The sequence below is a fragment of the Limnohabitans sp. MMS-10A-178 genome, assembly GCF_003063375.1.
Lineage (GTDB): Bacteria > Pseudomonadota > Gammaproteobacteria > Burkholderiales > Burkholderiaceae_C > Limnohabitans_A.
This window is the reverse complement of sequence record NZ_NERY01000004.1, coordinates 158,430-185,102: the sequence shown is the minus strand read 5'-3', so window position 1 is coordinate 185,102 and position 26,673 is coordinate 158,430. Positions and strand designations below refer to the sequence as shown.

The 26,673-nt window shown below is 42.5% G+C and carries 27 protein-coding genes and 1 pseudogene; 15 read left to right on the top strand and 13 right to left on the bottom strand.

The features are described from left to right. The first annotated feature begins 228 nt into the window (after positions 1-228). The 8 genes and pseudogenes from B9Z32_RS14070 (at position 229) to B9Z32_RS14120 (ending at position 8,675) form a co-directional block, all read left to right on the top strand. Positions 229-459, top strand: a complete 231-nt coding sequence (locus B9Z32_RS14070; protein ID WP_108422059.1) for an N-acetyltransferase — start codon at positions 229-231, stop codon at positions 457-459. Between the two features lie 458 nt (positions 460-917). Further along, positions 918-2,756, top strand: a complete 1,839-nt coding sequence (locus B9Z32_RS14065; protein ID WP_108422058.1) for a PhoX family phosphatase — start codon at positions 918-920, stop codon at positions 2,754-2,756. Positions 2,757-3,103: 347 nt separating this feature from the next. Next, entirely contained in the window at positions 3,104-3,973 is an 870-nt protein-coding gene (locus B9Z32_RS14060; protein ID WP_108422057.1) for a S9 family peptidase, read from the top strand. Between the two features lie 607 nt (positions 3,974-4,580). Continuing rightward, on the top strand, positions 4,581-5,762 hold the full coding sequence (gene pobA / locus B9Z32_RS14055; RefSeq protein WP_199220008.1) for a 4-hydroxybenzoate 3-monooxygenase: 1,182 nt from the start codon (positions 4,581-4,583) through the stop codon (positions 5,760-5,762). Between the two features lie 55 nt (positions 5,763-5,817). Next, complete coding sequence (locus B9Z32_RS14050) at positions 5,818-6,150, top strand: tripartite tricarboxylate transporter substrate-binding protein (RefSeq protein ID WP_108422056.1); 333 nt, start codon at positions 5,818-5,820, stop codon at positions 6,148-6,150. Next, a pseudogene (locus B9Z32_RS14195) lies at positions 6,123-6,272 on the top strand (IS3 family transposase); the annotation flags it as partial. The gene B9Z32_RS14050 and the pseudogene B9Z32_RS14195, both read left to right, overlap by 28 nt. 561 nt (positions 6,273-6,833) lie before the next feature. Next, positions 6,834-8,189: a tyrosine-type recombinase/integrase gene (locus B9Z32_RS14045; RefSeq protein ID WP_108422055.1), complete on the top strand. Its 1,356-nt coding sequence runs from the start codon at positions 6,834-6,836 to the stop codon at positions 8,187-8,189. Positions 8,190-8,270: 81 nt separating this feature from the next. Next, the gene (locus tag B9Z32_RS14120; protein ID WP_146179508.1) at positions 8,271-8,675 is read left to right on the top strand and encodes a hypothetical protein; all 405 of its coding nucleotides are present in this window, start codon (positions 8,271-8,273) and stop codon (positions 8,673-8,675) included. A 16-nt stretch (positions 8,676-8,691) separates the two neighbouring features. Here the strand turns inward: B9Z32_RS14120 and B9Z32_RS14035 are convergent, their stop codons facing one another. The 4 genes from B9Z32_RS14035 to B9Z32_RS14020 form a co-directional block, all read right to left on the bottom strand. After that, on the bottom strand, positions 8,692-9,027 hold the full coding sequence (locus tag B9Z32_RS14035) for a hypothetical protein (protein ID WP_108422053.1): 336 nt from the start codon (positions 9,025-9,027) through the stop codon (positions 8,692-8,694). Positions 9,028-9,073: 46 nt separating this feature from the next. Continuing rightward, positions 9,074-9,346 carry a hypothetical protein gene (locus tag B9Z32_RS14030; protein WP_108422052.1) on the bottom strand — a complete coding sequence of 91 codons (273 nt, stop codon included), beginning with the start codon at positions 9,344-9,346 and terminating at the stop codon, positions 9,074-9,076. A gap of 59 nt (positions 9,347-9,405) precedes the next feature. Beyond that, positions 9,406-10,083, bottom strand: coding sequence for an AAA family ATPase (locus B9Z32_RS14025; protein ID WP_108422051.1), 678 nt, complete (start codon positions 10,081-10,083; stop codon positions 9,406-9,408). A gap of 61 nt (positions 10,084-10,144) precedes the next feature. Beyond that, positions 10,145-11,002 (bottom strand): hypothetical protein, encoded by an 858-nt coding sequence (locus B9Z32_RS14020; protein ID WP_108422050.1) that lies wholly within the window; start codon positions 11,000-11,002, stop codon positions 10,145-10,147. A 251-nt stretch (positions 11,003-11,253) separates the two neighbouring features. Here B9Z32_RS14020 and B9Z32_RS14015 point away from each other — a divergent pair, with 251 nt between their 5' ends. Further along, positions 11,254-12,039, top strand: coding sequence for a hypothetical protein (locus tag B9Z32_RS14015; RefSeq protein ID WP_146179507.1), 786 nt, complete (start codon positions 11,254-11,256; stop codon positions 12,037-12,039). On the opposite strand, the gene B9Z32_RS14010 is transcribed toward B9Z32_RS14015, so the two are convergent. Continuing rightward, positions 12,032-12,595, bottom strand: coding sequence for a site-specific integrase (locus B9Z32_RS14010; RefSeq protein ID WP_108422048.1), 564 nt, complete (start codon positions 12,593-12,595; stop codon positions 12,032-12,034). The two genes, B9Z32_RS14015 and B9Z32_RS14010, sit on opposite strands and share 8 nt — an antisense overlap. An 852-nt stretch (positions 12,596-13,447) precedes the next feature. Between B9Z32_RS14010 and B9Z32_RS14005 the strand changes: the two genes are divergently transcribed. From B9Z32_RS14005 to B9Z32_RS13995, 3 genes are all read left to right on the top strand, one after another. Continuing rightward, on the top strand, positions 13,448-13,810 hold the full coding sequence (locus B9Z32_RS14005; protein ID WP_146179506.1) for a hypothetical protein: 363 nt from the start codon (positions 13,448-13,450) through the stop codon (positions 13,808-13,810). Positions 13,811-14,187: 377 nt separating this feature from the next. Then, positions 14,188-14,628: a DUF6641 family protein gene (locus B9Z32_RS14000; RefSeq protein ID WP_108422046.1), complete on the top strand. Its 441-nt coding sequence runs from the start codon at positions 14,188-14,190 to the stop codon at positions 14,626-14,628. A 241-nt stretch (positions 14,629-14,869) separates the two neighbouring features. Next, positions 14,870-15,592 (top strand): hypothetical protein, encoded by a 723-nt coding sequence (locus tag B9Z32_RS13995; RefSeq protein ID WP_108422045.1) that lies wholly within the window; start codon positions 14,870-14,872, stop codon positions 15,590-15,592. A 133-nt stretch (positions 15,593-15,725) separates the two neighbouring features. Here B9Z32_RS13995 and B9Z32_RS13990 read toward each other — a convergent pair whose 3' ends face one another. The 6 genes from B9Z32_RS13990 to B9Z32_RS13960 form a co-directional block, all read right to left on the bottom strand. Beyond that, entirely contained in the window at positions 15,726-16,253 is a 528-nt protein-coding gene (locus B9Z32_RS13990) for a hypothetical protein (RefSeq protein ID WP_146179505.1), read from the bottom strand. A gap of 12 nt (positions 16,254-16,265) precedes the next feature. Then, complete coding sequence (locus B9Z32_RS13985; RefSeq protein WP_158268233.1) at positions 16,266-17,294, bottom strand: ADP-ribosylglycohydrolase family protein; 1,029 nt, start codon at positions 17,292-17,294, stop codon at positions 16,266-16,268. Positions 17,295-17,443: 149 nt separating this feature from the next. Next, positions 17,444-18,067, bottom strand: a complete 624-nt coding sequence (locus tag B9Z32_RS13980; RefSeq protein WP_146179503.1) for a hypothetical protein — start codon at positions 18,065-18,067, stop codon at positions 17,444-17,446. 953 nt (positions 18,068-19,020) lie between these two features. Beyond that, on the bottom strand, positions 19,021-19,215 hold the full coding sequence (locus B9Z32_RS13970) for a hypothetical protein (RefSeq protein ID WP_108422040.1): 195 nt from the start codon (positions 19,213-19,215) through the stop codon (positions 19,021-19,023). A 384-nt stretch (positions 19,216-19,599) separates the two neighbouring features. Then, positions 19,600-20,187, bottom strand: a complete 588-nt coding sequence (locus tag B9Z32_RS13965) for a response regulator transcription factor (protein ID WP_108422039.1) — start codon at positions 20,185-20,187, stop codon at positions 19,600-19,602. Further along, positions 20,180-21,763, bottom strand: a complete 1,584-nt coding sequence (locus B9Z32_RS13960) for an ATP-binding protein (RefSeq protein WP_108422038.1) — start codon at positions 21,761-21,763, stop codon at positions 20,180-20,182. The genes B9Z32_RS13965 and B9Z32_RS13960 overlap by 8 nt, the downstream gene beginning before the upstream one ends. A 336-nt stretch (positions 21,764-22,099) precedes the next feature. Between B9Z32_RS13960 and B9Z32_RS13955 the strand changes: the two genes are divergently transcribed. The 3 genes from B9Z32_RS13955 (at position 22,100) to B9Z32_RS13945 (ending at position 25,366) form a co-directional block, all read left to right on the top strand. Beyond that, positions 22,100-23,455, top strand: coding sequence for a site-specific integrase (locus B9Z32_RS13955; RefSeq protein WP_233248334.1), 1,356 nt, complete (start codon positions 22,100-22,102; stop codon positions 23,453-23,455). Positions 23,456-23,513: 58 nt separating this feature from the next. Then, a complete protein-coding gene (locus B9Z32_RS13950; protein WP_146179502.1) occupies positions 23,514-24,305 on the top strand; it encodes a hypothetical protein in 792 nt (263 codons plus the stop codon). Between the two features lie 641 nt (positions 24,306-24,946). Then, on the top strand, positions 24,947-25,366 hold the full coding sequence (locus B9Z32_RS13945; RefSeq protein WP_108422036.1) for a hypothetical protein: 420 nt from the start codon (positions 24,947-24,949) through the stop codon (positions 25,364-25,366). Here B9Z32_RS13945 and B9Z32_RS14155 read toward each other — a convergent pair. Both B9Z32_RS14155 and B9Z32_RS13940 read right to left on the bottom strand, forming a co-directional pair. Further along, positions 25,363-25,521 (bottom strand): hypothetical protein, encoded by a 159-nt coding sequence (locus tag B9Z32_RS14155; protein WP_158268232.1) that lies wholly within the window; start codon positions 25,519-25,521, stop codon positions 25,363-25,365. The two genes, B9Z32_RS13945 and B9Z32_RS14155, sit on opposite strands and share 4 nt — an antisense overlap. Before the next feature lie 81 nt (positions 25,522-25,602). Continuing rightward, a complete protein-coding gene (locus B9Z32_RS13940) occupies positions 25,603-26,613 on the bottom strand; it encodes a hypothetical protein (RefSeq protein WP_108422035.1) in 1,011 nt (336 codons plus the stop codon). Positions 26,614-26,673: the final 60 nt, after the last annotated feature.

Sequence of the window (26,673 nt, the reverse complement as noted above, 5' to 3'; positions counted from 1 at the left end):
GCGCTGAACACTGGTGACCACTTCCACCCGGTTAGGTCTTATTGATGACATAGTCATATCCATAGTCTTATTCCTAGTTGTTAGTTTAAGGAATACCGATGGGACTGTCATTCAGGGGGCTAACTCATGAACAACATTACTGAAAATTGAAGCAAACAATGGCTGGCGATAGGTTTTCTTGATTGTTGGAGTTGAGTATTGCAGGGAAGGGGCAGGTCAGTGAAAGAGATGGATGACCACTTCTACCTAGATCACCTTTACATCGACCCTCAACATCAATCAAAGGGGGTTGGGGCTGCTGTTCTCAAACAAGTCTTTGCTATTGCTGACGCATCAAATAAAGCAATCAAACTTGGTGCGCTAAAGGAAAGTCGCTCTAACGACTTCTACAAGAGTCAGGGTTTTGTATTAACTGAATCAAGTGAATGGGACAACTATTACATTCGCTTGCCAAAGTGAGAAGAGCCCTCAATATCCTTGTAGACCCAAAACTTTATTCAAAAGTTCTGTGAATCTAAGCCATGACCGTGATGTTTAAAACCCTTGAATTGAATTGATGCTTAATTTCTTCCATCAATTGGGTCAGACTGGGTATGGGTTAAGGCTAGATTGACAAGTCACAACTGACTTAGTAATCAAAAAGTTAGCGAAAAAAAGGTATCAAGAGTACCCCTTCTTTCTCTAGTCAGCCATTAGCTGTAGAACTTGGTGTTGCAAATTTTAAGAAAAATTTGTGTCAGTAATATTGCTTTAAGCAATTCAATATGGCAAATCTTAGGTTGGGTCTTTGGCATGTTCGGCGCAAGGCCAATCAATTTTTTCATAAAAAATTCACTTACGTTATTTAATCTTGAATCTGAAGTTTTTACTTTGTACTTAACTTCAACCTAATTCACCTAATTTGAGGAAATAACTTAATGTCTTACATCACCGATGAACTCCGCATGGTATTGCGCAAGCAGACTAAAACCATAGAAATCCCTGGCCAAATGATGCATGAGGTGCTGGCAGAGGCTGGCGCTCAGCGCAGAACCATTTTGCGAGGAGGTGTAGGTGCAGCATTTGCAGCAGCCTTTGGTGGTTCGACATTGCTAGCAGCCTGCGGCGGAGGCGGCGGAGGCGGCGTAGGTGATGTCGCTTACGGCATAAGCTTCAAGGGCATTCCTGCTGTCACGGGCAACACGGTTGTGGTTCCGGAAGGCTACACGACCTCGGTCTTGTTCTCTGCGGGTGATGCGGTGTTGGCGGGTGCCTCAGGTTTTACGGGCACCGCTTTGGACTCGGTCGCTATGGAAAAGGTATCGGGCGGCAACCACGATGGAATGATTTTTTTCCCCTTGCCTGGTGTTGATCCCAATGTGGGCGGCTTGTTGGCCATTAACCATGAAGCGCCTGACTTGTACATTTTAGAGCCCAACGGTTTGCCCGCTGGTGTGTCCCAGTCGAGCTACATCACCAATGCCAACGCAGAAACCCGCAAACGCCTATTGTCCACAGTAGGCGTGTCGGTGATTGAAGTGATGAAAAGCGACGGCAAATGGTCGGTCAAAAAGAATTCCACCTTCAACAAACGCTACAGCGGCAACACCACTTTCGCACTCAAAGGGCCGGCCGCTGCAGCTGCAGGCAACACAGCAATCGGTACGCTCAACAACTGCGCCAGCGGCATGACGCCATGGGGCACTTACCTGACTTGCGAAGAAACCACAGACAATTATCTTGACCCCTCACGACCTGTTAACGGCTATGGCTGGGTTGTAGAAATTGACCCGCAAGGCGTTTTCCCACCCGTCAAACGCACGGCGCTGGGCCGCTTCGACCACGAAAACACCGCTTACATGCTGGACAGCGACAACACTCTGGCCATTTACATGGGTGATGACTCCACGCCTGGCTGTGTTTACAAGTTCGTGGCCACCAACAAGTACAACCCCACCAACCGCGACGCCAACAAAGACCTGTTGGACACAGGTAAGCTTTATGCCGCCGAATTCAAGGCAGACGGCACGGGCGTATGGAAAGAGCTGACACAAGGCCTGAACGGTCTGGTGGCAGGCGCCCAAGACTTGGGTAACGTCACACAACTTGCTGTGGGCGTAACACCCACAGCAACAATTGTTAATTTCAACACGCAGTCTGACGTGCTGATCGAAACCAAGGCCGCTGCACGCGTGGCCGGCGCCACCCTGATGGACCGTCCAGAGTGGGTAACGGTTGGTCCTGACCGCCGCATTTACTGCACCTTCACCAACAACGGAAGCCGCCTGAGGGCCGATGCGGCCAACCCGCGAATCAACAACACTCAAGGCCACATCATTCGCTGGACTGAAACCGCTAGCAGTGCCAAAGCAACAACCTTTGCCTGGGAACTCTTTTTGCAAGCTGGCGATAGTCGCCTGACATCCAGCAACCATAAAGGAAACATCGTTGGTGACAGCTTCACTGCCCCAGACGGCATCGACGTCGATCCTAAAGGACGCTTGTGGGTGCAAACTGACTCTTCAACCAGCGCGACCACTACCAATACATTTGGCAACAACGCCATGTATTCGGTGGACCCCGTCACGAAAAAGTCAACCCGCTTCCTGACCGGACCGGACGGCTGCGAGATCACTGGTTTGACTTACACGCCTGACCTCAAGACCTTTTTCGTCAACATTCAGCATCCCACCACTTGGCCCGGCACAGTGACCGGCCAGGGTAAGTCTTCCACCATCGTGATCCAACGGACTGACGGCAATACCATCGGTTCATAAAAAGCGCTAGTGTTTGCAAAGCAGCCTTCTCAAAAAGGCTGCTTTTTTTATACCCACTTCGCTGACGACTGCGGTTGCCCTTCAACATAACAAAACGTGCCACCATCTGTCGTGTTAAACGACACCTGATCTCCACTACAAGCCAGTAGCACGGTAGCCACGCTGAAATCAAACCTGACAGAACGATTTTTACGCAGGGGGTAAAAATGGGCTGCATTCTTCTAGACCCAAACTTTGTTCAAAAGTTCTGAGAATTTAACGAAAGTGCGTTGCGAAACTACTTTATACATACATAATGAAAAAAAAGAATAAGATTTACTATGAGAATTCCCATGGAGTGAAGAGAAATGAAATTTTCAACTTACCTGCTTCTTTCATTAGTGTCTTTTACCTCTCAATTAAGTTTCGCTCAAGAGCCTATCAAATTCGAAGCACTGGTAGACGGCTCCTCGCGAATGGTTAATGCTATTTACTCTATTCCCAAGCAGCCATTGAAACCAAAATCACCCGCCGTTGTCATCATGCATTCAACAGGCGGCGATCGAGATGGCACAACCCAGCCTCTTGCAAAAGCGTTGAACGATAACGGATTTGTCACTTTGCAAATTCAGCTTTTTTCAAATCCTATGTCAGCACCTAGATTTGAAAATACAAATGCTGTTTATTTCAACGCGCTAAAGTACTTGAGTCAACGAGAGGAAGTTGACGGCAACAAAGTAGGAATTGCCGGCTACTCTTATGGAGCATTTGCCTCTCTTTTTGCAGCTACTCAATGGGTAACACAAACCTATGGATCAGGTTTGAAATTCGCAGCTCATGCGCCTATTTATCCGGGTAGCTGTTGGATGTTTACACAATGGGCAAAAGGTGAAACAACCCCAATTAGAAAGCTGCCCTACCCTACTAATTTTGCAAAGACTTGGACTGGCGCTCCTGTAAAAATCTTCGCTGCAGGCAAGGATGATTACGATGACAGAGATCCCAATGCCTGCCCAGAATTTGTGTCTGCAATTGCACCAGAGTTTCGATCTTCATTTGAATTGCTTGTTTACCCAGATGCAACACATGGATGGAACCAGCAATCGTCAAGTTTCTTTGTAAGAGGCGCTTGTAAAAATAAGGGATGTACCAACAACAATGTGAATAATCCAGAAGTTTCAACAAAAAATAACGAAGATGTTGTTCGTTTTTTTCTGAGCTCGTTGGCAGACAAATAAGCCCAAGAAGAGTTTCTGGGCGACTTATCTCAACACGTTGTGACCATTTTTCGTAAAACGAGTACTAAGGAAGAAAATGCAAGTAAAAGAAAATATAAAAGAATCTGATCGTTGCAATTGCGGTCGTAGTCCAACAGGTGAATGTATTGGTTGTTATTTTTTAACTGGTGCAGAGTTTGAGACTAGGCTCGCAGATTACCTAGCAGAACAACAAGACAAGAATCAAGCAGTGGGAACATAGCCTGCAAAGCATATACAAGAACTTATCTTTGTTTTGCTGCCACCACCCTCTGTCGTGTAAAACGACACCTGATCCCCACATCAATCCACGAGCACGGTAGACCCATAGAAATCAAACGACTCAACGATTCGTACACAGGGGGTAAAAATGGGCTAAATCCTTGAAAACCCCAAACTTTATTCAAAAGTTCTGAGAATCAAACATAGAAGATGTCAGATCCGTTGAATCAAATTTATATCAAATAGATCCTAAATCGCTTCCCCTTGCCACCACCATTTGAAGACGGACAGGTTTAAATTTGCTTGCGTCTATCAAAGCCGCTTCATAAAATGAAAGGGATGATTGAAGTCAATAAAAGGGGCGAGAATGAAAACGCAAGTTGCGATTATTGGTGGCGGCCCTGCTGGGATGTTGTTAGCAGAAATGCTTCATTCAAAAGGTATTGACAGCGTCATTGTGGAGGCCAAAAGTCGTGACTATGTATTGTCTAGAATCCGAGCCGGCGTCCTAGAGCAAGGAACTGTAGACATCTTGAGATCCCTTGGTTTAGGGGAGAGGATGGACAGAGAAGGGCATCCACATGACGGGATGAAAATTGTTTGGGCTGGACAAGATAGCTTTTTCATTGATGTCAATAAGCACATTGGCAAGCAGTTCATGGCTTACGGACAAACCAATATTCAAGAAGATTTATTTAAAGCCTGCGATCAACGAAAAGGCAACATCCTCTTAGAGGCCCATGATGTTCAGCTGATGGACATTGCCTCAAAGGCTCCGTACGTCACTTTTACCCATGAGGGTCAAAGTAGGCGATTAGATTGCGAGTTCATCGCCGGATGTGATGGCTTCCACGGTGTATCTAGAAAAGCTATCCCCAAGCACGTGCTCAAAGAATTTGAGCGTGTTTATCCATTTGGTTGGCTAGGTATTTTGTCTGAGACGCCGCCGCTGCCAGATATTATTTATGCAAACCATCCAAGGGGATTTGCGTTGGCATCGATGCGCAATCCCCAGTTGAGTAGGTATTACATACAAACGCCACTGGATGCAAAAATTGAAGATTGGTCTGATGATCAGTTTTGGGAAGAGTTAAAAGCAAGGTTCCCTAAAGATATTGCTGATGCTATAGTGACGGGGCCCTCGATTGAAAAATCTATAGCGCCTTTGCGCAGTTACGTTGCCGAACCTATGCGATACGGGCAGCTATTTTTAGCAGGCGATGCGGCGCACATTGTTCCGCCAACAGGGGCCAAAGGTCTGAACCTTGCGGTTTCAGACGTCTTCTATCTATCTCGCGCAATTGCAAGTTTTTATAAATCGGGTCAATCAGAATTGCTCGATAGCTACAGCGAAATGGCGCTTAGAAGAGTTTGGAGCTCCGTCAGAACTTCTTGGTACCTAACAAACTTACTCCATCGTTTTCCTAATGCATCTGATTTTGAACAGCGTGCTCAGGAAAATGAGTTGTCCTACCTAAAGTCGTCCTATCACGCGCAAGTTGCCTTGGCAGAGCAATATGCGGGACTGCCTTTGGAAGAGCCTTTTTGAGTTTTAAGCTTGACTGAATTCAGTCTTCAATTTTTACAAATACTTTGAGTGCCCTATGAACGAATTTATTCACACTTCAGTACAAAAATACCTCTATCTTATTCGTCTGAGATCGATCGTAAATAGAGCCTTAAGTTTATTCAGCGCGCTGATTGCAATCTTGATAAGTTTGCCCCTCAGTGCAAATGCACAAGAGTGGCCTGTTAAACCCATCAAACTCATCGTGAGCTTTCCTGCAGGCAGTTCACCCGATGTCGTTGGGCGTGCAATAGCAGTTCCCCTATCGCAAAGACTTGGACAACCTGTTGTGATCGAAAACCGCAGTGGCGCCACTGGCATGTTGGGTGCTAACGTAGTCGCAACCACCAGCGGTATCACGAAAGCCTGAGCAATCTAACCCCAGCAGATGTGTACTTTGGAAGGGGTGAATCAATACTTGAAGAGAGGAGAAAAATCAAAGAGCAAACAATCCAAAGCAGACGAATACAACATCAACTTGAAACTGTTTAAACTTTAAAACCAATGAGCCAATTTCTCCTTTAAGAAACTAGCCCATTTGTCTCAAACCATTTGAAGACGGACAATAGTTAGACCAAACACCATACAAACAGATAGTGCGAAAACAAGCAGTTCTTTGATGTACAACAATTTCATCTACCGCCCTTTAGCGTCTTTGAAAGATGATACAGATTGCCGCCTAAACCAAAAGCACGGTCAACCCTCTGAATTCAAACCTGCCCCCGCTATTTCTACGCACCGCCCGAATACCCGATAAGCAAGCAAATTGGCAAGGTTACAAACTTTATTCAAAAGTTCTCGCAATTGAACCCAATCGTTTGCTATAATTTTCGGCTCAGGCTCTTTAGCTCAGTCGGTTAGAGCGATGGAATCATAACTAACAAGTGCGACGGTAGGAATACCGTGTCATCACCATATCAAGCCCAGTGCTCCACCAGCCTGGGCTTTTTTGTTTTGTAAAGCGCACTCGTGTTTACTTTTTCGTAGTTTTTTCACAGCAAATACTTTATCGCTGCGGTTGTCCTTTCAGCAGTTCGACAATAAAGTTAGTGAATGAAACAGCGTGACGCACTTGAGATTTTTTCATTTAAAAATTACTACGGCGCCCAAGTCACGACGCTGCTGTTAAACGCATCAAACAGCGTTAAATACGCTGTTAAAACTACGAACATAGTCAAGCAGCACAAGCGTGTAGAAACGCTGCTAGAGCGTGATTCCATTGATGATTTAAACAGTACTGAAGGCAGGCTCGTCCACTTGCGAGACAGCGAAGTTGTCCTGTTCAAAGTGCCTCGCAGCAACTACTGGCAAGCAAGGTTTCGCATCTACACAGGCAAGTGGATACGATTTAGCACCAGACGCAGAAATCTTGATGATGCGAGGCAGATAGCCTGCGACAGATACGACGAAGCAAGATACAGAGAGCGACTGGGCTTTACTCCACTGGTAAAACGATTTGATGAAATGGCAAAGTGCTGCGTGGCTGAAATGCGAAGAGATATCGCAGCAGGCACAGGCAAGAAAATCTACACCGCATATATCGCTGTCATTGAGACTTACTTGATACCTTTCTTTGGGCAGATGTATTTGACAAGTATCACCAACAAACATATTGCTGAATTTGAGGTGTGGAGAAATTCACAACTGAGACGTCCTCCCAAAGTCTCTACCCTACTCACTTTTGCCACAGCATTCACACGCATCACACAAACCGCAGTGGAACAGGGCTGGATCAGCGACAAGGTGCCAGTGCCAAAACTCAATGTGCGCGGTGAGAAAGGACAGGCTCGCCCTGCTTTCACCAACGACGAAGTAGCACGGATTCAACAGCACCTACTGACTTGGTACGTGGGCGTGGAAGGCTACACAGGCGAGATGCGGCTAATGCTGCGAGACTTGGTTGATATTTTGACACTGACAGGAATGCGACAAGGCACTGAGTCTATGAACTTGGAGTGGCGGCACATTGAGTGGTATGTGGAAAAGGATGTGCGCTATCTACGCATTTGGGTATCAGGCAAGACAGGCGCAAGATGGCTGATTGCCAAGCACGAATGCTTGGCGGTGCTTGAACGACTAAAGGCAACACACGACGATACAGCAGCGATGAGTTTTGACGATTTGCTGGCGCTGAGAATGCCAGTCAAATTGTTCAGGTTCAAAGATGGACGCAAACCCTTTGAGATGAACAAGATATTTAGGCGACTTTTGGAAGAATTGGATTTGGTGAAAGGACAGGCTGGCACAGATAGAACGCTATACAGCCTGCGTCATACCTACGCTACGCAAGAACTATTGGCAGGCACTGACATCCACACTCTGGCGCGGCAGATGGGGACTTCAGTGATTATGTTGGAAAAGCACTATTCCAAATTGACAGCCACTATGGCTGCGGAGCAGTTGGCTTGAGGAATTTAATATTGTTAACAAATGTAAGTACGCATACATACTTTTAGAACTAAGATTGCAGCAATCACTCTTAGGACTATTTTGACGCCCGCACAAACTGAACGCTTTCAATTCGCAGAGCGCCTTGCCATAGCTGTATCAGACAAAGGCTTAAAGCATAGCCCCACAGTTATTGGAAATCTTTTCAATCTGAACTTTCACGGGTGCTCAATAACAACGCATACAGCTAGAAACTGGATGCTTGGAAAAAGTTTGCCAACTCAGGACAAGATGGTTTTTCTTGCCAGACTGCTAGACACTACCCCAGAACAATTGCGGTATGGGCGCAGCAGCGAAAAAACTCTTATTGCCGAGTTTGGCGGTGAAATGTCCGAAGTTGCAAATGTCGATCAACAGTTCTTTACGCGTTATTTGGCTTTGACAGAAACGCAGCGACGAGTTGTGCGTGATGTTGTTGGAGAGTTCAAGACTACAGGTGTCGTGTAACACGACACTTCATCAATCATTCAAAATTAGGATCCGCAAGTAACACATCGCCTTTGAGATTTTGGATTGACCACTCGCGTTCGCAATCCAAGGGATTTTCAATCTCACCAACAGCATCAATCGTTTGGGAATACTCATCAGCATAGAGGAACCGATACAGAAATAACCAGTCGTCTAAATTCTCAGATGGTTCAATTGGCAAGTCATCCAATACAAGGTCGTCTTCACCAATACGACTGCGTACCTTTTCAATCAATGCTGACCACTGAGTCGCGCTACTGAGATCAATCTCGTCAGCATAGGTTTTCTTGACTTTATGGATTTCGGTATAAAAGATTTTTAACTTGGTCATAGCTATGTACAAAAATCCGCACTAGGCGGATTGAAGATTCAAGGCGTTAAAGTTTTGTTGCCTCATTAATATTTTCTGCAATTGCAACACCCCAGTCAAAGTTATTTTCGTCTGCCTCATCATCACCGTTGGTAAAACCTTGAAGCTCATACATAAAATTTCGACCAAATTCAACTGGGTCAATTGTGTTGTCAGACTTGAGAACTTTGAAAGTATTTATTACCTTTCTAACTAATTCAGGTCTAGTAGATCCATCAAAACACTCTTCCAAAATTTCGTCAGAAAGATCGCATGGGTGCATATGTTTTTTCTTTGCCATTTTTGAATTTCCTTTTTTAAGTAAACTTTTTAAATATATTATCGATGTTAAAAAATTCGTCAATTTATTTCAATTAGTTTTTCACGCTTGACTTTCAATACAATTGAAACAACGGCATCCAAAATATCCCGTGCGCTTCCGTTACCGCTATCGATTACTTTCAACAGCGTTTGGTCAGTGACATTCAAAATGCCTTCGTCATTCAAAATCTGTCGACAGATAGGTAACCATCTGCCTGGTGGTGCTGCATTAAATGGAATGCAGTGACAGCGATTGCGAACGCCTACTTCAATATTTTGAAAATTGTTTGTTGTCATAACGAACACGCAGCTTGGCATATTCATCAACGACTTCAAAGATGACATTGCAGTTTTTGTAAGCTCATCGACTTCGTCTAAGACAAAGTAGTGATAAGTTGCAAATGGCATCACCATGGCTTGTCCATGCAAACTTTTCATTAACGCTGCATCATTATTTCCAGGATGCACTCGCACATACCTTGGATAAGCAAGTCCACCAAACCTTGCCATTTCCATTGCATCGGGCAGAATTTTTGCCAAAGCACTTTTGCCAGTGCCAGGCACTCCATATAACAAGATGCCACACTTTCCTTCTTTTATTGGGAAGGGACGAGCGCCTGTGATTAAGTCCTCAATAAGTTGCTTGCTGTCATCATCCGCAAAGACAATGTCATCAACAGTCTTTGGCGTATAGCGTTTTTCAAAATCTTCTAACATTTGATTTCCTTTCAATATTGGTTTAATTAGGGTGGGCGTTAATAGCCCACCCCATTTACTTTCAAGCGGCAAGAGCCAAAGTTTTGGCTTCCGCGACTGCTTGTGTAACAGCGTCTTTTGCAATCTGACTGTCGTTGGCGGCTGTTACTTCTGCTTTCTTGGCATCTGCAACTGCCTTGACTTGAGCAAAGTGAGCAACGAGTGCAGCATTCACTGCGCCAGCACTATTCATGAACGAATGCACAGAGATACTTCCGTCTGCATTCCAAGTGCCTAGCAGCACTACGGGCTTGCCAATGTTTCCTGCATCCAGTTTTTCGCTGAATGCTGGCGCAGTGACATTGACAATAGTTTTGCTGGTCAACGAGTCGGCACCAGCTTCAGCTTTTTGCTTGGCAGACATTGCGTTGGGTGACTTTGCCAAGCGAACTTCCTCGACGCCGCCACTTTCGCGAATGAAGTCTGCGATGTCGGCTACTTTGAGCTGGTTTGCCAAGGCAGTTCGTAAAACAATTGAGTAAGCACTTACTCGGCGACGGTCAGCGCCAAACACGCACTTGACGATTTTTGTCAGTGTGTGTGAGCCTGCACTGAACATGTAGTTCTTTTCAGAAATGTATGCATCAAGCTCTTTTCGCAACTTGGCAGCGTCATCGCCGGTTTTTAACTGCTCATAGAACTCGTAGCACTTAGCCAACAAGGCATACAACTGGTCGTTGCTGGTCTTGTAAGCATTTGTGAACCAAGCGTCCTTTTCAGCGATTAAGTCGTTGATAACAGCAGCAGCTGATTTCGAAGACTTAACCACTGTGCCAGTGGCTTGTACTGTTACGGATGCTCCAGACAGGCTGAAGGTGTCGTTTTCCACGACAGTTGAAGAAGAGGTTGTAGAACCCACGGAAGTTACTGAATTAGCCATTTTGTTTCCTTTAAAAAAGATTTTCAAAAACCCAACATCAGGGAATCTGCTGCTGGTATCTCATCAACTTTTTGTGTGTTCGTTGAATCGATGAGTGAATGTAACCTTAGCTATCACAAAACAAATCTATCTTAATTTTTGTAACTTATACGTGCTAATAAGCTAACAAATACATGGCTAAATGTGAATTATTTATTAACTTGAAAAATATAAATTTAAAGATATGTATTTTTTATTGGTAACATATGCTGATGAATGACGCAAATAACGATCAACCAGTTCAACTTAAAGAAATTCCTAGAACACTTCGACCGAGATCTCCCATCTCGCAAAATCGTCTTGATGAAATTTCGGATGAACTGAGGCAGGCTAGGAATAGTTGGTATGCACTTTGGTATCGCTGCTTGAAGTTAAGCGAGGAGTACCAGCATTGCTGCAGCAACAGCGGCAAAGGCAGACTGAAACACGTATATGGTGATTTCGGCGATGTAGTTGATATGCGATTCGAGCAGTGGTGGCGCATTATTGGTAGGTACTTGTTTGCTGAACGCAAATTGATACCCAAGGTTCAAGTTCATCGCCATCGACGTGATTTGGATGACATTACAAATTTCAGAGACAAGATAGTTATTGAAGTTCCGCTGAACGTCCGAAAAAGTACTGTAGTTAGGCAAATCAATAAGCTTCTTAAAGAAGCATATGCCGATAGGGCAGTTATTCCGCGTGAGCAAAGTACTGCAAGAAGAAAACTTGCAAAATCAAAGTTACGAAAAGAAACGATTACAAAAATGCTCGACTTATATGAGTTGCGTATTAGAAAACCTGAACTAACACTTTGGCAACTTGGTGAACGAGCCGGCATTGAGTTGGACTTGCAGGCACGATCTACTGCTGGCGAACTGATGACATTGCAGCAAGAAAAAGTTCGAATGGGAATTTCGGTAAGCAGGTATTTAAAACAAGCTCGAAACTTAATATGGAATGCCACTGAGGGAACCTTCCCAAGCATCAAGCCGCTAAGTGACGAAGTTAAATAAGTTCAACCGCATTTCGTTTCATGTCATCATTGGCGTCGATGTATTTCATGGTGACCCGATAATCTAAATGTCCAGCGAGGCTTGCTAAAACACGGACTCCAATACCTTTTGAAGCTAGATTGGTAATAAAGCTTCGTCTTCCGCTGTGGCTTCCAGTTTCAAATCCTGCTTTTCGGTATAGCCAAAAGAAGTGCTGCGTCATGACGTTAGCCGAAAACGCTTTACCACCAGCCGTCATAAAGAATGGCTGCTTGCGTTCTTTCACTGCGCGAGCATCAACATAAACTTGAAGTTCTGCTGCCAACTTCTCAGGGAAGAATACAGTTCTAGCATGATGCCCTTTTGTCTGTGATGCATCTAAACGAATTTCTCGTTTCACTTTACCCGATGCATCTACGACATCTTCAATTCGCAGGCTGGCAATTTCGCCAACTCGCATGCCAGACCAAAAGCTGATCAAAATCATCATTCGATTTCGCATCGCGTAGCTGCGCTTTGATACAAAGTCCAGCAGCGCATCAAATTCTTCAGCGGTAAAAGTTTTTGCTTGTGCCATTTGTGAAATTTCCCCTAACAAATAAAAAGTGATGCACAAGTTTGTTTTCTTTTGCGGAAAAGGACAACCGAATTTGGAGGCGTAATTTCTTCAATGAAATCAACGGCGCTAAAGAAAATGCGTATTTTCTTTGGTACTTAGATTTACCCGACAGTTTTAAATACCCTACAAGCGTTTTTCTGGCACTCTCGCTACTCAGCTCTTCGAAATCCTGAAAAATTGCAGCTAAGACGCTTTAAAACTGAATATGGGTATAAATAAGTTATACAAACAAGATGAAGGTTGCTCGCCGATTGAATTGAGCTGCTAAACCCGTTCTGATGTGAGACGGTAAAGTAGGCGTAGCTTGTTGCGCTGGGTCTGTGCACTACCCCGAAAGGGATGCATCAAACGACTCGCTTCGGGGAATAACGTTTGCACTGGCTTGGATAGATTGACTTACAACAAAGTCATTCTCAGGTAGGAATATTTCTAAGAAATTAATAATGTGAGATGGGAAGCCACGCTCGGAAGAGTTAACCCACAAAGCGCTGACAAAGGCTGCTGTATAAGTCGTCAACTGCTTGCGTAAGGACACGCACATAAAAGGAGATCGCAAAACCTGCCTTTCTTGTTCAATCAAGTTGTGTATATACAGTATGAGAAACCTCAGTGAATGTCGTCGCGCCGACAGGCGTGGCATATGGTTCCTAGTGAATGACATCTAAATGTTATTTCACTATCAATATTTTTACTTCAAATCGACTATTTCAGTTTGAAAGAAATAAATGCGATACGGATTTGCTCGAAGACAAATCTGTTTCGCTGCTAGCTTTAGCTAGCGATATAAATACTTTATACAGGAGACAAACTATGAACTTTACAAAACAACTATTTGAGATGACATCAATGGCATTACCTGATGTCACAGCCAGAACATTCAGCAGGTACCTTGGAAAGAGCGAAGGCTATTACGGAAGCATCACTGCACAGAACTTGGACATATCAACAAACAGCTTACTTTTCCTATCTGAATTACTTGATCAAAAAAGTTCGAATAACCCAAACAAGCGCATCACTGAACTTCAATCAATGATTGCTCAAGAAGTGGCACGACGAATGCAGACATTGGAAACACAGAATATTGCAGTACGAAAACTAGTGATGAAATCCATAGCTAGAGCCTACATGAACAGCGAGCACGACTTCTCTGCGCCACCAATTGTGATTTGTTGAGGTCAAGCTATGCGACTACATGAAATTCAAACTATCAAACCAAAGTCACCAGAGGACTTGCAAGCAGATGCACTCAAACAACGAGCTGATAAAGCCGCCGATAGATTAAAAGTCTCAAAGCAGCAAAAGAGATTAGCTGACATACAGAAATCATTTGCCAAACTTCAGTCCAATTAAGTTGCTTGGATCGGTAAGTTCAAAACGCTACTAAGTGTCGTGTAACACGACACCTTGACTAATTACCCACCGAACTGAAGTGTCGTGTAACACGACACCTTGACCAATGACCCGCCAAAATGAACGGACTCAGGTTGCTCTACAAACCCACTCGGTAACAAAATTACCTGTGCTTTATCAACATTTGAAAGGAAAAGCACATGGCTACTTTATCAACACTCAAACTCAGCGCAGCAGTTAAACCAACCAGCGTTCCCGCCGTCCAACTTCGTAGGAATAAGTTAATTCTTCGTTTATGGGAACAATGCGAACTTGCCCGAGCTCAAGCCGCTGGAACTGTCTTTGCGCCAGTCAAGTTCCGAAGTGTCGTGGAACACGACACTGGCATACGCCGTCAAGTAGAAACACCCAAGCGAGTTCGACCTTGGTGGTTCACCACTGAATCAGGAAAACTTGCCTTGTCAGTGCGCTATGGCACCAAGGTGCTGGAACTAGCTCGGGGCAAAGTAGCAGTGGAAGTTGGCACGGAAAAAGACTTGGTACCCACACTGGAGCTGATCAAAACTGCCGTACTTAACGGAGAGCTGGACACACAGATTGAAGCCGCTGCCCTCAAGCTCAGGGATGGGTTTGCTCAGTAAAGGCTTTTAAATGGACAAAGGCGCTTAATTGCGCCTTTGTTCTGCCAGCGTCTTGTTACTGGACGATTGATATTTGGATGTATTTGCAGATAAATCGAATGGCATCTGCGATCGTGGTGGTTCAAATTTGCTTGCAAATTCTCTTCAAAATGGTTAAGTTAACCAATTGTGTTAATTTTTCTTTTTCTCTGGCACAGCCATGACTACAACCACTCACGATTAAGTCACTCAGTCAAAATATATGAACCAATTCATCACTAAAGCCAAAAATTTCTTTAGATCAATTGGCAAACTTTCTGCATCACTTTTTTTTGCTGCTCTTGGCGTAGTCGTGATTGTTTATGCATACAACGCAATTGGTGACGCTTACCAAAAAAAGAAAAACGAGAAATACGAGGCAGTTAGAGAATGGTCCTATGACCTCAACGATATTGGTTTCATTGCAAAAGCAAAAACCAAAGTCGTAAATGGCTCTCTTTTTGTCCAACTAAACTTTGAAGGTTACCCTGCTTATTTGACACATCCTTCACTATCTCAAAAAAACCAAGATGCAGAATTTATTTTGAATTTCACTGATGCTGACAATTTTGAATTGTTTGACCAACGCATAAAAATTAATAATTTCACTACTGTCGAAGTTGGCGGCAAGCCTGAAGGATTACGTTACCAATTCACAGTTCCTATTAGTACTGCAACATACGAAAAATTCAGTAATTTAAGCATTGGCTGGACATTTAAAACTAAGATCCCTGAAATTGTTCAACCGGCAGCTAGGCCTCCAAAAGGAGACAAACCAATTTCATCAGACTCTACAGATCATTGCGCGCCGGGCTTGAGTCGAAGTGAAAGAATGCGACGGCTCGCTCTTAATGGCACTGTAAGGGAAAATGCAAAGGAATCTTATTCAGTTGGTTCAAAGTCAGTCATGTTCTCATGGGATGGATCCGTTCTACTTTGCTCTTAAAGATATCTGATTTAAAACAAATCTATTTCCGCGACATAGCCAATTAGTTGCAGGCTTAATTTATTTCGCTCTTTTATGCCGATTAAACAAACCTGAACCTAAATTTCGGTGAAGTCTTTATTAGATTTTTTATTTAATTTTTGAAGTTGTTTAATTTTAAAGAAATAATTTCTTCAAGATTCAGCAACGCTGGTTGTCTTTTAATTGCAGCATCATATCTGCTTTGAAGATAACTAGTGGTTTCTGAATTTTCTAACTTTTCCTCTATTCGTTCTATTTCTTTTCTAGCCGCCCTACGACTTTGCGCCTCTGGTGTATTTAGACCACTTTCAATTAACGTCTTTTCCACACTAGCCTCAATTGATTTTTTTATTTCATAATTTCTGTTCTTAATTTCATTCAACTGATGACTCAAGGCAATGACCTCTTCGGGTTCTTTTATTGCCTTACGGACTTCATCAAGTTGATGTTGCCAAAATTTAGCGCCTTGTCTTAATTCCTTTTGCTTATCACTTTTTTTAATAATTTCGGCCTGCATGTTAACTACTAATCCGCTAGGTGGTTCATAACTTTCAACCAAGCCTTTGATCCAATAGACACCAAAAAAAAATATCAATAAAAATGCCATTAGATAAAAATATTTTTCTAGATCTGTTTTCATAAGTGACCTCATTTAAGTAACGACTGCAGCGTACTTTTTAATTTCTAAATTGAAATCATAAAAGTAACTCAAATATTTAGTAAGCATTGAAGCTTGAAGCTGCAATGGCCTAGATTTATTTGAATTGTTGAGCAATATTTGTACTGATCGTTTTGAAATATTGTGTGCACCAATTTTTGCTCCAATCATTCCGCCCACAATACAAGCATTTGTATCTGTATCCCCAGACTTTAATAAGGTTTGAACAATTGCTTCTTCGTAGCTGTATTGATAGGCTAAAAAGTGAAATGCCAATGTGAAGCCATGCTTTACGAAACCAATTTGCTTTGTAACTGGATCGATTTTTCCTTCCATCGCTTGGTCTAACCAACCCAGAACTGAATGGTTGTTACTAGACAGATAGCTGTTTGCAGTTTTTATTGCACCCACGTCGTCGCCATCATGCAAAATCAAATGTCGCAATGCAAGTACATATGCAACTGTTGAATCAATGCAGTCTTTGTTTGGATGCGTGAGTACAACATCCGAAGTCACCATTTCAATAGTCTCTTCAATATTGCACCCTGTTGCCGCTATTCCCAGTGGAGTTGCCCTCATCATGCAACCATTCGCTTTTGATGCGGAATTGTGTTCAAGTGCTTGGGAGCAAACAAGTTTTGCAAGAGATTTGGAATTACTCATTGCAGCCTTTGGAACACTTAATGCAGCCCTTGTAGCAAGGCCAATGTCGAATGGGTTCGACTGTTCCCACTCACAATAAGCATGTGCTGCAAGCTCCTGTCTGTAGGCTCCTTTGCCTTTATCTATTGCCCCTAACAAAGCCATTGTCATTTCACCATCATCGGTAAATTGTCCTGGAGCGAGGTCAAACACTCCACCACCGGGTAAATTAAGAGCTGCTTGAGCTTCTCGAAGTGTGGGTGGCCTACCCATGAATTCAAATATGCCGCCTGCAGCGTCACCAATAAGTGCTCCCATAACACTACCTAAAGCTCGGTCGGCATCAGTGGATAAATTGCTAAGTTCGATATGAGTCAACACGTTCCTTTGGTTATTTTTCCTTTTTTAGCAAACCATGAAATAAGTCGGTCTGTCAAATTCAGCTTAAGATTAGCTAACCATACCTACGGTATGTAATTCTTGAGTGAATTGGAAGGCTATTGAATGATTGAAAGGCGATTGCAATAGTTTCAATCGGCTTTGAATTCCTTGATTCGATCATGCAATCTACTGATAAGTTGATCTATCTGTGATCGATTACCGCCAACATCTTTTGCACCCACTTTTTTAGAAATGCGTAGGTACAAGCCGATGACATCCTGTAAGTACTGATAATTTACTTTGCCAATCCGATCTCTCACCTTTAGATGATGCTCGGATTCAATGGCTTCATGAATCTCTTTGAGTGAGATGTTTTGAAAAGCCTTCTTGTTGAAGACTTCAGCTGCATGTTTTCTTGAAGATTCCAGTAATAGTTCTGTGTCACTTGTAGCTAGGTGATATCTGTGAATGGATGATATGTGCAGTCGAACTTTCGTGCCAGTGACATATTTCCCCCAAGTGTTAGCTTTTGTGAGTTCTATGGTCACATTGAGGCAATCTGGATAGACCTTGGTACATATGCCTTCCACCAATGAGCAGTGGTTGAGTGTGGTGAAAACTATCTTTGTGCCTTCAGTGGCCCAAACTGGGCCTTGTCCACCACCGAAATAACCATCAACATTGATACACATGGACTTCTTGCCATCAATCAATGACACTTCACCAACTTTGAGTGTTTGAGCCTTTGATAGTATTAATTCAACAATTTGCATATCGATATCTCCTCGTGTGTGTGCATACATTTATTATTGCCACACTGGAAATGAAGATGTCAACAATGAACAATTGCTAGGTTCACCCACACACCCGCTGTCGTGTAAAACGACACCTGATCTCCACTCCACCCAGTAGCACGGTAGACCCGCAGAAACTAAACCTGACTCAACGATTTTTACGTTTGTCCTTTTGAAGCTCATCCTTAAAGACTTCAACCTTTATTTAAAAGTACTGAGAATCTAATCATTGCTCAAAAACTCAACTTGGATCTGCGATTTGGGTGGATCAGTTTTGGGTGTTATTCAAAAATTTAATTTTCTGTTCATTCAAATGACATATTTAGATTTTAAAAAGCAAAGAAAAGGTATGGTTATTCGAAATTCTAAATTGAACTAAGAAAATTTATCTGCTTGCTGGAGGCTGATGTGACTGCACAAAAAACCAATTTAAGCAAACTGATCTCAGACTACAGTTCAAGTTTGATTGAACGAGGATTTCATAGAGGTAATTTGAGAACGCTTAAGCCGTTTCAAAGCACTTGCTTACAGCACACAGATCGAATTATTCTAGGAATGGTTCTAACAGGGAATCTAGAAATTCAAACAGCATCAGGTACCTACAGATTCCAACTGGAGGAGGAGTTCCTACTCCCTGCTAATTTACATTTTCAAGTTTTCGCAGGCTTAAACGGCGCCACTATATTTTTGGGAAAACAAAAAAAGTAAATACACCTTTAAAAAGGTTTTAAGTTATTTTCTGACTTTTTCCTGACGTATCAAGCGAACCCCAAAACCAACTGTCGTGTAAAACGACACCTGATCTCCACACCAAGCCACGAGCACGGTAGAACCGCCGAACTCAAACCTGACTCAACGATTTTTACGCAGGGGGTAAAAATAGGTGGGCATCCTCCTAGACCCCAAACAAAAGAATACAACCTTAAAAAAATTTAGTTACTTGGTAGATTTGAGAACATAGCCATCAAAAATACTCCGCCACCAATCATAAGAATCAAGATGAGCCCTGTTTTGTCTTTAGATTCATATTTTTTATCTGTTTCTGAAGCATCAGTGGGCGGTGGAGGTAAGCGAAATTTTTTTGATTTCAGTAGGCGCATAGCGGACTGAACGACTACTTGAAACATATTGGATCCTTGAAGACGACAAAGAAGATAAATCTTTAGAACAGGATAACTTGACTTTACTTGTAACTTGTTGATCCAAACGAAACGTCCATCTGAATTACATTGAAATAGTCAAGACTTGAACTATTTGTCATCAACAAAATTTAACAGAACACCAATTACAAGAAATCCTAGCGACACAAAATACAAGCCAGTGGGATTTTCAGTCAAGAGATGAACCACTAACGAAACAACAAGAACCAAAACCCCTGACATTATGAAGCCGATGGCGGTGGGATTGGAATTTGAAGAAGGCATTTGCAACTTTCAATAGTTGCACCAATATAGAAAACCTCATCAAGTTTGTACATCCGATAATGACGTACGGGCTGCCCTTATATCAAATCAAGTTTTGATGGCAATTCGCAAGATGTCAGCTAATGTCTTGATACCAAGTTTCTCCAGTACTCTACCCTTATGAACCTCAACAGTTCTTGGGCTAATTTTTAACAACTCCCCTATCTCTCGGTGGCTTTTTCCTAGGGCAAGAACATCAAAGACTTCTTTTTCCCGAGGTGTCAGCAAACTCAATTTTTGATTATGTTGAATTGTTTCGGTAGTTGCTGATAAGTTGTGTAATGAGCGATTGATAGATTCCAGAAGCTGTTCAAGTACAAATGGCTTTTCTAAGAAGTCCACTGCATTGCCTAAAAATGCTTCGCGCATCACTTGTACATCTGCAAACGCAGTTAAAAAAATGATTTGCACTGGCACTTTTTGACTTAGCAAGCGGTTTTGCAATTCAAGTCCACTCATCCCAGTCATCTTCAAATCCAAAATGATACAAGCGGGACGATTGGGCAAACTAGAAAGGAAAGACTCTGCACTTTCATAAGTCCTGCAGTCGTAGCCTTTCAATCCAAGCACCAAGCTCAGTGAATCACGCACAGATGCATCATCATCAACAATACAAATCAGTTTGTTTTCAGACATCTATTTTGTTTCCTGTAGGTAATGAAACAACAAAACATTTTCTGGGATTTGATCTGTATGTAATTGATCCATCATTGTTTTCAATCAATGATTTACTAATGGACAAACCCAAACCTAAGCCGTCTTTCTTATCACTATAGAAGGGCTTAAAAATAATTTCGCTTTCATAAGTATCAAGAGTTTTACCAGTATCAAAAATGCTAATTTCAATGCGTTGTTGTTTATCTAATGTAAACATAACTTCAACGACACCATTTGAGTTGGCAGACTCTATAGCATTTTTGATCAAGTTACCTAATGCTGTTTTCACTTGAGTAATGTCAACCATCACCGAAACTGGTTCATTGAGCTTTTCAACCTTGATCTGCACACTTAATTTTTGCGCATAATTTTCTAACTGCGAAACTGTATCTATCACCAACCGCTCAACTTCCGCTTCTTTGATATTTGATGTGCCACCTATGAAGAAACTTCTCAATCCTCGGACAATCTCGGATGCACGAATTGATTCCTTTATGATTTGATCTAGTGTTTGACGTAATCGGTCTTTATTTTTTTGATTGACTTCTTTGCTCTCAATTGAGGACAGTAGCAAAGCCGATTCCGCATAGGTATTGATCGCACTCATAGGCTGATGCAATTCGTGAGCGAGAGAGCCAGCTAATTCGCCTGCAGCCACCAGTTGCAAAGTTTCCTTCAACTTTTCTTGCGTGTTTAATCGTTCGTCAACAACAGTTCCAATGAGCAAACCCGTCATTGACAGCGTGAACATCACAATTTGCATATCAATCAAATCACTGGGCAGCACACCCACTTGCGTAAAACTGATCACTAAAGGGACTTGCACGACTGCGGCAGCAAAAGTAGAACCAGGCAAAGAGTGAGCCGCACCAATTAAACCGACCACAAAGAACAATGGAAAAAAGTACTTCATTTGCATTTCAATTGGCAATGAAAAGACTAGGTACTCACAAATTAGAAGTCCCAAGAACAACAGCCAAAACGAATAACTTAAAAACATTTGTTTGAATTGTTCGCGCCTGAACGGGTTTATAAACAATAGCGCCAACGGCAGTACAACTATCAGTCCCAATAAATCTCCTACAAAAAAACGATAACTTGCCTCTAAGAAATCATCTTTTCCCAATTTGCCAATTAGAGTTTGCAAACCTACATATAAGATTGCAGTTATCGCCGCACCAATCACGCTAACCAAACTTAGCTTAAAAACTTCAACTCGGTTTTGAAGTCTTGGAACACCTTTCATTAGCTTGATCAATACATACGAAATAATTGCGTAGCATCCGATCAAGATCGCATTTCCAATCAAAACAGATGAAGAAAAGATAACTGAATCGCGGATTAACCAATCAGCAAATCCGATTGTGATAAACACCCACGGTGCCCACAGCAATCCCGCCCAAGTTAAGAAAAGTACTTGAACAGCGGCAGGCGGGTTCCAAGGTGTTATGTTGAGTTGCCCCATTGGATGAATGAAACTAAGCCAGTCAACGCATACATATGCAAGCGAAAACAACATCGCCAGCCTTAAGTTTTTCATTGAATGAGTCATCATTTGTAAAGTTATACCCTAGGCTGACATTAGCTCGCTAACTTAGCTACATCTATCCAAGGTCCCAAACTTTATTCAAAAGTTCTAACAATTGAACCCAATCGTTTGCTATAATTTTTGGCTCAGGCTCTTTAGCTCAGTCGGTTAGAGCGATGGAATCATAAAAAACAGTGACGACGGTGCCAATACCGTTAAGTTCACATAACAAGCCCAATGCTAGTCCAGCTTGGGCTTTTTTGTTTTCTAAAGCGCACTCGTGTTTACTTTTTCACGGTTTTTACGCTGGAAAAACTTTATCGCTCGGTTGTCCTTTTAGCAGTTCGACAATAAAGTTAGTGAATGAAACAGCGTGACGCACTTGAGATTTTTTCATTTAAAAATTACTACGGCGCCCACAGCACGACTGTGCTGTTAAACGCATCAAACAGCGTTAAGTACGCTGTTAAAACTGAGAGCATAGTCAAGCAGCACAAGCGTGTAGAAACGCTGCTCGAGCGTGATTCCATCGACGAATTGGCTGCTGCTGAAGGTAGGCTCGTCCACTTGCGAGACAGCGAAGTTGTCCTGTTCAAAGTAGCTCGCAGCAACTACTGGCAAGCAAGGTTTCGCATCTACACAGGCAAGTGGATACGCTTTAGCACCAGACGCAGAAATCTCGATGACGCCAAGCAGATTGCCTGCGACAGATATGACGAAGCACGATACAGAGAGCGTTTGGGATTTACCCCACTGGTAAAACGATTTGATGAAATGGCAAAGTGCTGTGTCGCTGAGATGAGGCGAGACATCGCAGCAGGCACAGGCAAGAAAATCTACACCGCATACATCGCTGTGATTGAAACTTATTTGATACCGTTCTTTGGGCAGATGTATTTGACCAGCATCACCAACAAGCACATCGCTGAATTTGAGGTGTGGAGAAATTCACAACTGAGACGTCCTCCCAAAGTCTCTACCCTACTCACTTTTTCTACAGCATTCACACGCATCACTAAAACCGCAGTGGAGCAAGGATGGATCAGCGATAAGGTGCCAGTGCCAAAACTCAATGTGCGTGGTGAGAAAGGAAAAGCTCGCCCTGCTTTCACCAACGACGAAGTAGCACGAATTCAACAGCTCCTGAAGAATTGGTATGTGGGCGTGGAAGGCTACACAGGCGAGATGCGGCTGATGCTGCGAGACTTGGTGGATATTTTGTGTTTGACAGGAATGCGACAAGGCACTGAGTCAATGAACTTGGAGTGGCGGCACATTGAGTGGTATGTAGAAAAGGATGTGCGCTACTTACGCATATGGGTGTCTGGTAAAACAGGCGCAAGGTGGCTTATTGCCAAACACGAATGCCTGCCTGTGCTTGAGCGACTAAAGGCAACTCACACTGACACCGCTGACTTGAATTTTGACGATTTGCTGGCGCTGAGAATGCCAGTCAAATTGTTCAGGTTCAAAGATGGACGCAAACCTTTTGAAATGAACAAGATATTTAGGCGCTTGTTGGAAGACTTGGACTTGGTAAAGGGACAGGCAGGCACAGACAGAACGCTTTACAGCTTACGCCATACCTATGCTACACAGGAACTATTAGCTGGCACTGACATTCACACACTTGCGCGGCAAATGGGAACTTCTGTGACTATGTTGGAGCGGCATTACTCTAAATTGACGGCAACGATGGCTGCTGATAAGTTGGCTTGATGTTTGTTGATTCTATTTTCGAGATGTGTATGATTGCGAAAAAATGAAAGGAAATCCTGTGGAAAAAGTAGCGATCAAAGGTGCATTGATTGGATTGCTTTTGTTGTCTGTAGTAAGTTCAACTTATGCTTCATCATTGACAGGTTTGCAAGAGTGCCAAGCAATAAAAAATGCTGCTAAAAAAGCAGATTGTTTTGATAGACAAACTAAAAAGATGATGCAGGAAGAGAATGATAGAAAACAAAAAGAGGAAGTAGCAAGAATAGAAGCAGAAAAGATTGCAGCAGAAGAGAAGAAGCTAGCAAGTGAAAGAAAAGAAAAAGAGGCATTAGCAAAAATAGAAGCAGAAAAGATTGCAGCGGAAGAGAAGCGGATAGCAAGTGAAAGAAAAAAGATTGAAAAAGCACAAAAGATATTGCAAGTAGTGAGACGAGTTCAAACGCGAGTGGGGACAGGTGTTTCATATAGAGACTATTCTGGTGTAATTTCTGATCCTAAATTTGAAGTTCAATCTTACCTTCGCGAAAGTTCAGATGAAATGCCGGAGTTTTCAAAAAGTTTATCCACGGCAATGGATTTCTATGATGTTGCCGGAACGATTTGGGCGTTTCAGTTCGAAGGACCAAGTGTATCGAGAGTGACTTGCGAACCATCTCAAGAGCGTTTCATCAGTAGTGTTCTTAAGGGAGTATTTATCCCAAAAGACTCTGATGTAAATCGTTACTGTATGGGCTTTGTCATTAACGCTGCTGTGAGAGCGTCCTGGACCAAGGCGTCGGAAAGTATAGAAGCATCTGACAGAGCCATTAAGAAAAAAAATCAAGAAATTAATAGGGATCAAATGAAATGACAACACCACAACAAAGGCTTGAAGAAATTGCAGCACTAGAGAAGCAACTGGCTGATTAAAAAGCAAAGTAATTTCAACTTGATATAGCAAGAACAGGGTGGGCTAACAACTCACGCTGTTTTTTTATGTCAAAACTTAACGGCACTTACAAAGCAAACTGACTTCACTCTAGACACAGATAAAAACAAGTTCTAAGATATTTGGAACATTTATCTGGATACAAAATGAACCACTATTTCGAGCGACCAATCTGGGACAAAACGAAATGCCCAGACTTAAGCAAACTTGCCAAAGTTAAGGGCACAGTCCATCTTCAAAATATTCGCGTCATAAAAGTGAAAAATGCCACATACAGGGGTGCCGTATTCAATGGCACTTTTCATCTTTCAAATGCGGTCAAGTTGCCTCTAGCAGCTAATGGTATTAAGCGAGTAGAGGTTTATTGCGGATGGTTTTGACACCGTTTGAAGACTCGGGGCTTAAAGTTTCAGATTGATTTATCAACAGCTGTAATTGATGACAACTTTAGTGGTGATGTCGACAACAACCTAACTAATTGATACAAGCACTTACATTTTTAAATCTTTATCGCGTTTTTTGTAAATTCAATCTAAGATCTGTCCATTGTTGATTGGACTGTCTTGCTACCTACTCAAATTGAAAACCAAAAATTCGCAGAGCGACTTGCCATAGCTATTGACTCGAAAGGGTTCAAGCAAAGCCCTACTGTCATTGCCAACTTATTCAACTCAAAGTATGAGGGCAGACTAATTACTCCTCATACAGCACGAAATTGGTTACTTGGAAAAAGTTTGCCAACTCAAGAAAAGTTAGTACTCCTTGCCAAACTGTTGGATACAAGTCCTGAACAATTGCGTTTCGGAATAGATCGTGAAAAAACTCTAATAGCTGATTTGGGTCGTGGTGAATTTGAAGTCTCAAACGCAGATCAAAAATTCATCAAGCAGTATCTAGCGCTTAGTAAAGTTCAACGTCGACTTTTACGAGAATTAGCAGCTGAATTTAAAGTCCCAGAGCTTGATGAATTGTTGATTGCTTAATCAATCCAGTATTCCAGCATCATTGATTTGCGAAGATCTTTCAATTCTTCTGGCGAATAAATCAAATCCTCATCAATTGAGAAGTCCTCACTGTAATGGCTGTAGTTTGAAAAATAGAACTCGCGTACGTCTTTGGTGAATGTATTCTTGGTCATAAGTGCTCCTGTTTATTTGACTTAATTGGGAGGGGTTTCCCCCTCCCGTTTAGTTGATGATTTGTTCTATTTGGAACAAACTTATGCTGCGTCTTTGTTATAGACAGAATTAGCAGCAACACCATAGTCCCAAGCTTCAGGTTTGATACCTGTTTCAGGAGCTTCTTGCTTTAGCTTTTGATAACGCTGATTGGCACGCTCTTTGAACATTTCGAGAACTTGCGTTTCAATACTCAGCTTGACTGGCAATCTAGCGGCAACTTCATCAAATGCTTTCTGAAGCAATCGCAGATCAACGTCATCCATCGTGCGTGTGAAATAAACTTTTGCTACGCAAATGGCGTTTTGCTTCTTATCTAACTTGAATGGCGACATCAAGTTATTGATCTGTCGAGTTTTCTTAACTAACTGATCAATTTCGCCACCAGAAAGATCACACAAACGGTACCCACTTTCAATACAACGTTCAAATTCATCGGCTGGCATTTGTGTCAAAGCGTAGATGCTTGTCCACGCTGCTGGCAATTGATCAGCATATTTGATCAATCGTGGGTACACCTTTCCTACAACTGTGAATTTCCGGATAGTGCTGCTTTTTGGTTCGTAACCAATGTTTTTACAAAACTCGTCGAAGTTTAGATCTGCTAATGACTTACTAGCTTCGTAGACAACGCGACACATTTGTAAAGAAGCGATTGCTGTACGACGCTGATGCGCTTTGAAATACCAGACATATGCTTGACGCGTCTTAGGCTCTATCTTTTCTTCTTCCTCATCTTCGTCAATCGTGTATTCCAATTTCGCAGGAACCGAATACTGTTCCTTTGGCTGCTCGTACGAAGATGTCATTTCGCTGATTTCTTTATCCAATTGCTCCTTATCTTCGTTGTCTGTGTTTTCTATCATTTCATCCCGAACTTTTTCGGCGGCAACCAATCGCTCTTCAATCGGCAAATCTTTAAATTGATTGCTTACAAACTCCAATTCTTCAACTCCACTATTGATAGTCATTTTTTGACCATTTGGCAAAGTTGTACTGAAAGTAGCTGTAGTGTTTACAGAAGATGTAGTTTTCTCAATAACTGCTGTCATTTGGTATTCCTTTATGTAACCAAGTTAAAAAGACAACCTGAACAACCTGCTCAAGTTGCC